At 71.7% G+C, this 11650-nt stretch carries 6 protein-coding genes; 4 read left to right on the top strand and 2 right to left on the bottom strand.

The genetic code is table 11. The features are described from left to right. Window positions 1–20: 20 nt before the first annotated feature. Window positions 21–401: a hypothetical protein gene (locus AB0F58_RS26770; protein WP_357148633.1), complete on the bottom strand. Its 381-nt coding sequence runs from the start codon at window positions 399–401 to the stop codon at window positions 21–23. Between the two features lie 336 nt (window positions 402–737). Here AB0F58_RS26770 and AB0F58_RS26765 point away from each other — a divergent pair, with 336 nt between their 5' ends. The 3 genes from AB0F58_RS26765 to AB0F58_RS26755 all read left to right on the top strand — a co-directional run bounded on the left by AB0F58_RS26765 (window position 738) and on the right by AB0F58_RS26755 (window position 4551). Beyond that, window positions 738–2795, top strand: coding sequence for a DUF4153 domain-containing protein (locus AB0F58_RS26765; protein ID WP_357148465.1), 2058 nt, complete (start codon window positions 738–740; stop codon window positions 2793–2795). Window positions 2796–3041: 246 nt separating this feature from the next. Then, window positions 3042–3530, top strand: coding sequence for a hypothetical protein (locus AB0F58_RS26760; RefSeq protein ID WP_357148462.1), 489 nt, complete (start codon window positions 3042–3044; stop codon window positions 3528–3530). A 16-nt stretch (window positions 3531–3546) separates the two neighbouring features. After that, window positions 3547–4551 (top strand): hypothetical protein, encoded by a 1005-nt coding sequence (locus AB0F58_RS26755; protein WP_357148459.1) that lies wholly within the window; start codon window positions 3547–3549, stop codon window positions 4549–4551. 399 nt (window positions 4552–4950) lie between these two features. Here AB0F58_RS26755 and AB0F58_RS26750 read toward each other — a convergent pair whose 3' ends face one another. Then, window positions 4951–7953, bottom strand: a complete 3003-nt coding sequence (locus tag AB0F58_RS26750; RefSeq protein WP_357148456.1) for a fibronectin type III domain-containing protein — start codon at window positions 7951–7953, stop codon at window positions 4951–4953. 556 nt (window positions 7954–8509) lie between these two features. Here AB0F58_RS26750 and AB0F58_RS26745 point away from each other — a divergent pair. Next, window positions 8510–11527 (top strand): hypothetical protein, encoded by a 3018-nt coding sequence (locus tag AB0F58_RS26745; RefSeq protein WP_357148453.1) that lies wholly within the window; start codon window positions 8510–8512, stop codon window positions 11525–11527. The last annotated feature ends 123 nt before the right edge of the window (window positions 11528–11650 follow it).

Here is an 11650-nt window from a genome sequence, read left to right as displayed (position 1 = left end):
GTCGGCGCCACGCCGCCCGGTCAGCCATCGGGGGTGAAGAGCCCCTGGACGCCGACGACGATCGCGATGACGCCGAAGACCGCGAGCAGCAGGCGGATCCCGGTCGCCCCGTCCGACTGGCCGGCACGTGCCGGTCGGCCGGTCAGCCGGTCCCACAGCAGGGCGAGACCGACGCCGATGCCCACCACCTCGAAGTGAAACAGCCGGGGCCCGGACACCAGATGGACGATGAGGTAGTAGCCGCCGGTCACGAGCGCCACGAGGCCGACCACCCAGGCGAACGGGGCGACCCGGGCGGCGAGGCCGCGCAGGTCGTCACCGACGCGCGGCAGGAGCCGCAGCAGCGCGACGGCGAGCAGGAAGCCACCGACGATGTTGGCGAGGTCGAGCAGCAAGGCCATGATCACGAGGAGTCTCCCTCGGTCGGATGATCAGTTCGTGGGAGCGTACCCACAGCCCCGGTCGGCTCAAACGAGGCGAGGAGCGGGTTGGCCGTGGCGGAGCCGCACGTGGTCCCACCGGTGACTCCGGCCCCGGCTGGTGATCGTCAGTACCAACTGGTCGCCCAGCGCCGGCACGTCGAGGTCGCCGTCCGGGGGCATGCTGCGCGTCGTACCCGCCGTCGGTCCGGCCGACCGCGGTCCGGCGGACGACGCTCGGGCCGTCGACGCGGTGGGCGCCCCCGACGGCGGGGCGGGTCAGCCGTACAGTGTGCCCACCCCACCAAGGAGAGTGTCGTGACGCAGCCACCGGCACCCCGACCGTCCCCCGAGGACTCCGGCAACCGCGTCCTGCCGCCGTACCTGCTGGCCATGCCGGCGGGCGAGGGAGCCCCCGGCGTTATCGCGTGGCCGGAGGGCCAGCCCGCGTGGGCGATCCCGGTCGAGCTTCCGCCCGGCACCCGCGGGTACGCCGTGTTCATCCCCCTGCTGCCGGTGGCCGGTTCCGGCGCGGCTGCCACGACGGTGCCCACCGCGCCCTCGCCAGCCGCAGGGGCGACCACGGGCGGCGGGCTGCCGGAGTCCGCAGCGAGCGGTCGGGCCGCCACGCCGGCCGAGAGTGCCCCACCGCCGGCACCGGTCGTCGCGCCCGCCGGCGCCGAGCCGGCCACGGGCACCCCGGCGACCGTCGCGTCCGGCCCCGGCGACCCTCCCCGGCCCGCCGCGACACCCGCCGCCGGCACCACACCGCCCGTCGGCCCCTCGGTACACCCCGCTGTCGGCGGCCTGCCCGGCGCTCCGCCGTACCCGGGGACGGCCGGTGGTTTCTACCGGCCGACGCCGCCCGGACCGTCGTTCCTCCAGCGGTACTGGCCCGGACCGAAGCCGGCCGGCGGCCGAGCGGTACCCGCCGCGGTCCTCGTCGGGGCACTCGGGCTGGCGTTCTTCGTGCCGCTCAGCCGTACCGGAATCGGGTGGTTCCTCGGCTGGTTGGCACTGACCGCAGCGGTGGTGTTCGCGGTCCGGCGCGCGGTGGCGGAGCTGCCGCGCACCGAACGCTGGGTTCGGGCCGGCTGGGCGGGGGCGGCGCTGGCGCTGCTGGCGGTGCCGGCGTTCCGTAACGCCTGGTGGCTGGTGACGTTCTGCGTCCTGGTCGCGCTGGGCTGCGCGGCGCTCGGCGTGGTCGGGGGCCGACGCATCCGGTCGATCCTGTTCAGCCTGGTGGCCGCGCCGACGGCGGCGTTCCGGGGGCTGCCCTGGGTACGCGCCCACTTCCGGCCCGCTGCCGACCCCGGGCTGCTCCGTCGCGTGGTCGGCTCGGCCACGGCCACCATCGCCGCCCTGGTCGTCTTCGGCACCCTGCTCGCCTCCGCCGACAGCGCGTTCTCGGTGCTGCTCGGCGCGATCGTGCCCGAGGTCGACATGGGTACGGTGCTCCGCTGGATCTTCCTCGCCACGGTGGGCGCGCTCTGCGTGGTGGCCGCCGTGTGGACCCTCTCCGCGCCACCGGACCTGTCCGCGGTGGACCGGCCGACCCGCCGCAGCCTCGGCATGGTGGAGTGGGCGCCGGCCATCAGCGCGCTCACGCTGCTGTTCGGCGGTTTCGTGGCGGTGCAGTTCACCGTGCTGTTCGGCGGCGAGCGGCACGTACTGCGTACGGCGGGCCTGAACTACGCCGAGTACGCCCGCAGCGGCTTCTGGCAGCTCGTCATGGTCACCCTGCTGACGTTGGCGCTGCTCGGCGGCGTGGGTCGCTGGGCGCGACGGGAGAGCAAGGCCGAGCGGATCGTGCTGCGTGTCCTGCTCGGCGTGCTGAGCGCCCTCAGCGTCGTGATCGTGATCTCGGCACTGTCCCGGATGTACACGTACCAGAAGGTCTACAGCTTCACCGGCGAGCGCCTGTTCGTGATGGCGTTCGAGCTGCTGCTCGGCAGCGTGTTCCTGATGATCCTCATCGCCGGACTGCGACTGCGGGGCGGCTGGATCCCGCGCGGAACGGTGGCGCTCGCCGTGGCGATGCTGCTCGGCCTGGCGGTGCTCAACCCCGAGGGGTACGCCGCCGGCCGCAACATCGACCGGTACCGGGAGACCGGCAAGATCGACGCCTGGTACCTGCGGGCGCTGTCGGCCGACGCGACCCCCGCCCTGGCCGGCCTGCCCGACCCGGTACGCCGCTGCACGTTGAGTTGGATCGCCGAGGATCTCGACGAGCCGGACCCCTGGTACGCCTGGAACCTGGGCCGGCTCCGCGCCCGGCAGGCCCTCGACCGGGCCGGTCCCGACGCGGTCGGCGGCCCGAGCGACTGCCGGGCGGCCGACCAGTTCGACCTGCCGAAGACCCGCCCGCCCCGCTGACCCGGGGGGGGTGGCGCTGGCCCGTGCGGCACGTCGGGTCAGCCGTCCACCCCTCCGTCGGGTCAAACGGTCCTCACTTCGCGAACACCGGCCGGGGCTCTGCGAAGAGCCCCGGCTAATCGTCGTACCCGGTCTGATCGACTTTGCTAGCCTCCAAATCGGGACGAATAGGATTTTCGTGATGAGGGGGCTTGAATGCGAAGAAAACTCTTGGGTGCCGTGTTGGCCGGTGCCGCCGCTACTGCCATGCTCGCGGCGCCGGCCGCCGCGGAGGACACCATCGTGACCCTCACCGTGGACGCCGCCGGCGGGCTCTCGATCACGGTTCCCGCCAGGGCGAACCTCGGGCACGGTGTCGAGGGCTCCACGGTCTCCGGCCAACTGGGACCGGTCACCGTGCTGGACCAGCGGGGCTCGCTCACCCCGAACTGGACCGCGACCGTCGTCTCCACCGACTTCACCACCGGTGGCGGCAGTTCCGGGGAGACGATCCCGAACATCAACGTCCGGTACTGGTCCGGTCCCGCCACGGCCACCGCCGGTGGCGGCGTCTTCACACCGGGACAGCCGACCGCGGCTGAGCAGGTGGTCATCAACGTGCCCCGTACGGCGTTCAGCCACACGGGTGGGTCCGGCAACAACTTCGCCACCTGGAACCCCACCCTGTTGGTGAACATTCCGGACGGCACGGTCGAGGGTGTCTACACCGGGACGGTGACCCATTCGGTGTTCTAGCCCGCTCGGCCGGCTGGTGCTGCTGGTCTCGGTCGCCCTCGTGGCGCTCGGGGCGCCGGCAGCACCAGCCGTTGCCGTTCGGGAGCAGCGGCCCACGACCGAGGAGGACCCCACCGGGATCGACATCCGCCTGCTGGACATCCCCGCCAAGCGGGTCGACGATCCCCGGGCCCGGGTCTACATCGTGGACCACGTGAATCCGGGCACGACGATCCACCGGCGTCTCGAGGTCCGCAACACCACGGCGGACCCGCAGAAGATCGAGCTGTACGCCGGGGCCGCGTCGATCGAGGGGAACGCGTTCACCGTTCCCGACGGTCGTACGGGCAATGAGCTCAGTGGTTGGGTGAGCCTGGAGACCGCGACCCTCGAACTGGCCCCGGGCGACCGGAAGCCCGTCGGGATCGAGATCGCTGTCCCGGCACCCGCCTCCAGGGGCGAGCGGTACGGCGCGATCTGGGCGCAGGTCACCAGCCCGACCAAGCAAGGCGGGAACGTCATCCAGGTCCACCGGGTCGGCGTCCGGCTGTACCTCGACGTCGGTCCGGGCGGTGAGCCGCCGACGGACTTCCGGATCGAGGGCGTCGCGGCGGAGCCTGGCACCGGCGAGTTCCCGGTGGTCACCGCGCAGGTCACCAACACCGGCGAGCGGGCGCTGGACATGACGGGAAGCCTCACCCTGGCCAAGGAAGCGGTCCTGGCCGGGCCGTTCAAGGTCACCAACGGCGTGACCATCCTGCCGGGCCAGAGCGGTCAGGTCCGCGTCGAGGTGAACCAGAGCCTCCCGGCCGGGGTCTGGGACGTGAATCTCGCCCTGGCCAGCGGAACCGTGGAACGGACCGCCAAGGGTCGGATAACCCTGCCGATCGTGGCGAACATGACGATGGAGTCTGATTCGCCGGGGTGGCTGGTCTACTCGCTCGGCGCCGGGGTGGCGCTGCTGGTGCTCCTCGCGCTCGTCGTCTGGTACCTCGCCCGGAGGCAGCGGGCGCGGTTCGGCAGGGGTAGCCGGCTGATCTGACGCCGGTCCCGGCAGATCCGGATCCTGCCCGGTGCCCGGCCGCTTCCCGAGAGCGGCCGGGCACAGTCACGTACCTGATCCAGGTGTCGGACCTACTTCCTGGTCCCCGTTGCACCGGTTTCCCGTCTGGGAGGGAGCGCGTCATCGCGTACCAACCGGTCGTGGCGGGCTGCTACGCCACGCCGCCGCCGGGGTCGACCGGTATCACGTTCGAGGTCGTGCCGGCACCGCCGACCGGCAGCCCGATACCCGGCCCGTCCGCGTCGACCGGTCCGCTGCCGGTGCTGCCGGTCGCCGGAAGCGCTCGGGGACCTGGTCCGCTGGTTGCCCCGGCCGCTCCACTGATCCTCGCCGGTGCCGCGCTCGCCGTGCTCGGCCGGCGCCGCCGGGGGATCGACCTCAGATGACCGAGTGCGTCACGGTGGCCGTGTACTCGCCGACGACCAGGGTCGGCGGGAGGGTGAGCAGCAGGGTCGGATTCCAGGACGCCAGGTTCGCGCTGGGCTCACCGGACCACCCGGCCGCGGTGCGTGGCATGTCCAGCGTCGCACCCGGCTGCGGAATGAACGTGCCGGTCCCGGTCGTCCGCAGGGGCGGGCCGGAGGCGTAGGTGACGGCGCTGTTCGGGATGGTCTCGCCCGCGGACCCGGAGCCCGTGGTGAAGTTCGTGATGGAGACGATGGCGACCCAGTTCCCGGAAGACGGTCCGCGGTCGTCGGTCACCGTCACCACGCCGAGTTGTCCCGACACGGCCGGCGTACCCGAGTCCACCGTGCCGAGCGAGGCGACCGGCGGCACGCTGATCGTCAGGCCACCGAGCGGGTCGATCACCAAGGTGACCGGTTGGCTGGCCTGCCCGGCGGACGAGTCGGTGACCTGGACGGTGAACGGGAAGGTGCCCGCCGTGGTCGGGGTGCCGGAGAGCAGCCCGGTGACCGGGTCGAGGGTCAGGCCCGCGGGCAGCGTGCCGGCGCTGACCGACCAGGTGAACGGCGCGGTGCCCCCGTTCACGGTCAGTTGCTGGTGGTAGGGGACACCGACCTTGCCGGCCGGCGGAGGCGGGAAGGTCAGGGTCGGCGGGTCGTTGACCGTCACCGGGCTGGAGGGCGCCGACTCGGGTCCCGCCCCGGCGGCGTTGATCGCCGCGACCCGGAACGTGTAGGTGGTGCCGCCGGTCAGCCCGGTGATCGTCGCCGTGGTGGGCGTGGCGGGGAAGGTCCGGCTCCCCTGCGCGACGCCCCCGAGGTAGGTGGTCACCCGGTAGCCGGTGATCGCCGAGCCGCCGTTGGACGGGATCGTCCAGGTCAGCCTGGCGGAGGTCGTGCCGGCACTGGCCGAGGTGATCGTCGGTGCGGCCGGCACCGTGTAGGGGATCACCGCCGCGGAGGCCGGGCTCGCCACGCCGGTGCCGAACGCGTTCACCGCCGCCACCCGGAAGGTGTACGACGCGCCGACGGTCAGTCCGGTCAGCGTCCGGCTGGTCGTGGAGGCGTCGAAGGAGAGCGCGGGTTGGGTCACCCCGTCCCGGATCGGGGTGACCACGTACCCGGTGATCGGGCTTCCGTTGCTCGTCGGCGCGACCCAGGAGACGGTGGCGCTGGTGATCCCCGCGACCGCGGTCGGAGCGGCCGGCGTGCCCGGTGTCGAGGCGTACACGTAGCTCGCCGAGCCGGCAGCGCCCCGGGTGACGACCGTGACGTCCACCGTCGCCGGGGTCGACCGGGCGGGCATCGACGAGATGGCGAGGGTGCCGTCGGTGTTGACCGTGAAGCAACCGGTCGCCGGCCCCGACACGCACGGCAGTAGCAGCACCGCGGTGCCGGCCGCCTGCTCGGCGGCCGTACCGATGGTGATCGCGGTCGCGCCGGTGAGGTTGCCACCGCCGACGGTGACCGCGATGCCACCGGCGATCGAGCTCAGCGCCGGAGTGACCGTGACGTCGCTGGGCGCGGGCAGCGGGGCGACTGGGCTGCTGGACGACGAGAAGCCGGGGTTCGCGTCGGTGGACGACGAGGTGGCCACCGTGGCTGTCTGGATCAGCGTCGGCGTCACCCCGGTGCCGGTCACGGTCGCGACGACGGTGACCGGTGGCAGGGAACTGCCGCCGGGGAAGGGGCCGTTGCTGTTGGTGCAGGTTATGGTCCGGCCGACCGGCGCGCCGCAGACCCAGCCGGAGCCGAAGGCGCCGCGTGGTACGACGCCGGCCGGCACGGTCTGGGTGACCGAGATCGGCGCCGTCTCGGTGATGCCGGCATCCACCCCGGCGGTGACGGTGTAGGTGACCGGATCACCGGGCTGCGGAGTGGCGCTGACCGAACTGGTCTGGCCCACGTTGAGGTCCGGCACCTGGTTGAAGGTTATCGCTCGGGCGTTGTCGACCTCGTGGAAGTCGGTGACCGAACCGGTCGAGCCCACCCAGCCGAAGGCGAGTTGGCGCGGGAAGCCGCTGGCGTTCAGCCAGGTCGGCGACGGGTACAGGCTCGGCGAGACGACCGGGAGCGCCCCCGTCAGGGTCCGCGCCGCCCCGCCCACCGGAGTGAACCGGACCGCGTACTGGCCGGCCGGGACAGTGAGCCCGGTGGTGGAGGTGTACGACGAGGCGGTGGTGTTGGCGACCACCTCGACCGGCACCACGGAGGCCGCGCGGGTGCTGGCCCGCAGCGGGATGGCCGGTGACGAGGTGGTGGTGGCGGTGCTGTTGATCGCGCAGTAGCCGACCCCGTTGCGGCCGGGACCGCGGATCACGACCTGGCCGGGCACCCGCGTGTTGTTGGTCGAGATGTACGGCGGGTTCGTGCAGCCGGTGCCCTGGTAGAGGCTGTTGCTGAAGTTGCCGTAGACGTCCAGGCCGATCCCCAGGTATCCGTTGGAGAGGCCGACCGAGGCACCGTTGAACGCGGCCGAGTAACCCAGCGAGCCACCGGGTTGGCCGATGACCGACGGGGAAAGCGGGTTGGCCGGGTCGACCGCGGCCAGGGCGAACGCCAGGCCGTCGGCCCCCGGGCTGCCCCCGCCGTACTGGTAGGTGTTGAAGGTGACGTGCAGGCCCTGCGCCGTCGGCACGCTCACCGCGCCGAACACCCCACCCTGCCGGCTGGCCGTGGTGTTGGTCAGCCGCAACTTGCCCGCCCCTGGCGGATCGACCGAGGTGGTGCAACTCAACAGGGGGCCGGTCGTGGTGTTGCCCGCCGCGCTCAGGCAGGCGGCGTTACTGGCGGCGCCGGTGGGAGTACCCGGCACCGACACCGCTCCGACACCACTCGGCGTGCTGTCGTGGAAAGGCTGATCGAACAGGGTCGACCCGATCGCCGCCGCCGGACCGGACAGGATCACCAGTCCGCCAGCGGACAGGGCGATCACCAGCACCAGAGCCCTCGGCCGCACCCACCGCAGAAACGACATCACTCCCCGCTCAGCTTCCCCTCCGGTCCCTAAAAGGACTTTAGCCCTCATAACAGACAAGGATCTAGATTTCACACAAGAGCCCCGGGCGGTTCTCGGTCCCGAGGCGTCGCTCCACGGACCTTCTCCGGCCCATGCGAGAGACGACTGCCGGCCGAGCGGTATGACCACAGCCCCGTCACGGCTCGACGCGTCCGCTGGCCCGAGAACGCGACGACACCTCGGGGTGCGGCGGTCCGACCCGGGACGGCTTTCGCCAGGTGGCGATCCGAGAAACGACCGCGCAGGCCGCGCTCGCCAACTGAGCGACCCCGCCGACCATGGCGATGATCGACTGCCAGTCCTGCTGCATGAGTTCCCCCTACTGCACGTGCCTCCTGATGGCGGTTTCCATGACACGACTCGGCACGGGTCTCCGGCGACGGTGTCGGAGGTTCCCGGACGAGGCCGGACACCATCGGCGTGCCATGCCGGGTGCGATGGGTTCTACCCTTGGCACCGAGTCGCCGGAGAAGCGCGGCGACGGGTAGGGGGCTCGGTGCGGAGAATGTCGGCGGTGGCAGGGGCGTTCGATCCCGCTGCCGTACACACCCGCAAGGAGCTGGCCGATGCCCTGAACGCGCTGCGGCAGGCCTGTGGCCATTCCTACGAGGCCATGGTGAGGGCCTCCCGCGACAACAGTGGAGTTGCGCAGCTCGCGCGCAGTACCGTCAGCGACGTTCTTGCCGCCAAGACCATCCCTCGGCGCGAGACGTTGCTGGCCTTCCTTCTCGTGTGCGGTGTCCAGCGGGATCAGAGCGGGCCGTGGCTGGAGGCTTGGCAGCGCGTGACGACCGCCGATCCCACAGCACCCTCCGGCGCGATGCGGGTCCGCGACGCCGATCCGCGGCGTCTCGGCGTCCACGCCGCCATCACGGCCGGCATGAACGGCGTCGTCCTCGATGACCTGCCCACGTATGTACGGCGGGTCTTTGACGACCGGCTGCGGGCGGCCGTCACCGCCGGTTCCTTCCTGCTGCTCGTCGGCTCGTCGTCGGTCGGCAAGACCCGGTCGGCGTACGAGGCGATCCGGGCGTGCGTACCGGACTGGCGGCTAGTGCACCCGCTGGACACCGACGCCGTGCAGAAACTGGCACAGTCGCCGCCCGCCCGGACGGTCGTGTGGCTCGACGAGCTACAGCGGTACCTGGGTGAACCGAGTATCACCGATGGCTCGATGCGAGCGTTACACGCCTCTGGAGCCATCGTGATCGGCACCATCTGGCCGGAGTTCTACCTCCAACGGTCAGTCCACGCGTCGTCCGATACGGACGTTCATCAGGTTCTGAAGCTCGCCACCGTGATAGACGTGGCCGAAACGCTCACCGACGGAGAGCGGCAGACCGCCACGGCCCTCGCCGATTCCGACCGCCGGCTGCGTGCCGCCCTTTCGATCACGGACGTCGGCCCGATACAGGTACTGGCAGCCGGACCCGCGCTCGTCCGTCGGTGGCTCCAGGCCCCCGACCCCTATGCCAAGGCAGTGATAACCGCAGCCGTCGATGCCCGGCGGGTGGGCGCGTGGTCGGCGTTGAGCTACACGTTCTTCGCTGCCGCCGTGATCGGCTACCTGACGCCGGCACAGCAGGCGCTCGCACCGGCCGACTGGCTCGACACTGCGCTGGCGTACGCGTTGACCCCCGTACAGGGCGCGGCCACGGCCCTGACCCCGATTCCTGCTGCCGGCCGGAGGCTGGGCGTGGTCGCCGGTTACGTGGTCGCCGACTACCTGCTGAAGCACGCGCGACTTACCCGACGCACCGCACCCGTGCCCGACGCATGCTGGGAGGCTCTGCTCGAACACTTGCACGACCGCCCCGACCTGCGCCGACTCGCCAAGGCAAGTGCCGAACGGATGCAGCCCGACCGCGCCGAGCGGTTCTATCGGCGGCTGACCGCCGACGGCGACGAAGCGGGCATCATGGGACTCGCCGGCCTGCTCCGCGAGCAGGGACGCGTTGACGAGGAAATCACTGTTACCGGGATGCTGGCGGCGGCGAACCCCGACCTCGGCACGCGGTGGCTGGCCAGCGCGCTGCGCGCGGCCGGCCGGTTCGACGAGGCGGCTGCCCTCCTGGCTCCGCCGGCCGAGGGCTCCTGGCGGTACGCCCGGGACTACGTCGAGACGATGACCGGCGTCGGGCGCCGGGACGACGCCATCGAGGTGCTGCGCGCACGCGCCGTCGAGCACGTCGACGCGGTTCACCAGCTCGCCGACCACTTGAGCGAACAGGGCGCCGACGACGAGCTGTGGGCGCTGTTCCAGCGGTACCCGCATCTCGGTTACCTGGCCTGGGAGACGGGGCGGATCCGGCTGGAGGCCGGCCGGCTCGACGAGGGCTTGAACGCCATCCGGGTACTTGCCGACTCCAGTCCGCTCGCCGCAGCGGAGACCTTCGCACGGCTGCTCCTGGAGAACGGCCGAATCGAGGAGCTGAAGGCCCGCGCCCGCGCCGGTGACCGCTGGTCGGCCTGGCAACTCGCCGACTGGCTCCTCGACAACGCCGCCTCGGGCGATCTGGCTGATCTCGCCGATCGCTACCGCGACGACGCGCTGCTCGAATTCAAGCTGTCGCACAGGTTGGTCGAGGCGCTGTTCGAGCAGGGCGACGCCGATGCGCTGCGGGTCCGCGCCGACGCCGGCTGTCGCACGGCCCCGTACGACTGGGCCGAGCTGATGATCGAACAGGGCCGGGTCGAGGAGGTCCGCATGCGGGCGGACGCGGGCGGACGCGCGGAGGCTGTCCGGCTGGCGCAGATGTACGAGCGCGCCGGCTCGCTCGAGCAGGCGATCGAGGTGCTGCGCGGTCATCCCGATCGGGCGTGCGAACTGGCTCAACTCCTGGCGAAGGCCGACCGGGTCGACGAGGCGATCGAGGTGATCGGTCCGCTCGCCGCCCAGGACGACGAGTCGAATGCCCTGCGCCTCCTCCACGATCTGCTGATCAAGGCCGGCCGCGACGACGAGCTACGGTCGCTCGGAGCGGCAGGCGATCTTGCGGCCTACACCGCCCTAGCGGATTCGTTCGAACGTGCCGGCCGCGTCGAGGACGCGATCGAAGTGCTCACCGTCCGGTTCGCCCAGGAGGAGGAGGACGACAACCGCGGCTTCCACCTCGCCGAGTTGCTCCAGCGCGAAGGCCGCTTCAACGAGCTAGTGGCGCTCGCCGATGAGGGTTCGTACCCGGCGGAGCGACACGTAGCCGCAGAGCTCGCCGCCCGTGAAGACCTGGACGAGCTACTCCGTCGCGCCCAGGTGGGAAGCGGCGGCTTGTACCGTTTCTCGTTGCTGGGGCTGCTGGCGGCACGGGACCGGGTCACCGAGATGCGGGAGTTCGTCGACCAAGGCGACCACCTTGCCACCAGCTATTACCTAGAGGCACTAGCCAGACAGGGAAACATCGCGGAGCTCCGAGTGGAGGCCGAGGCGGGCACCGACGGAGCTGCGCAACTCCTGGCAACCTCCCGGCTACGGTGGAATGCTGGACTCGCACCCGAGAGTCCCGATCGGGTGTGCGTTCTCCCGCAGCCCTGACGTGGCAGGGCAGCCGCAGCCAAAGCCACAGCCCACAGCCCACAGCGGCAGGTTCGTCGGCCCGACCACTGCCGGCACCGCCTCCGGTAGGTTTCTGCGGCCAACCCCGGGCGCTGGTCCTGC

Source organism: Micromonospora sp. NPDC023956 (assembly GCF_040639195.1).
In the GTDB taxonomy this organism is placed as follows: Bacteria; Actinomycetota; Actinomycetes; order Mycobacteriales; family Micromonosporaceae; genus Micromonospora.
The sequence above is the reverse complement of the archived record's forward strand: the minus strand, read 5'-3'. Positions and strand labels throughout refer to the sequence as shown.

Coding starts and splice junctions, on each gene's coding strand:
- AB0F58_RS26750 (WP_357148456.1), bottom strand. CDS start 7,953: ATGTCGTTTCTGCGGTGGGTGCGGCCGAGGGCTCTGGTGCTGGTGATC.
- AB0F58_RS26760 (WP_357148462.1), top strand. CDS start 3,042: ATGCTCGCGGCGCCGGCCGCCGCGGAGGACACCATCGTGACCCTCACC.
- AB0F58_RS26770 (WP_357148633.1), bottom strand. CDS start 401: ATGGCCTTGCTGCTCGACCTCGCCAACATCGTCGGTGGCTTCCTGCTC.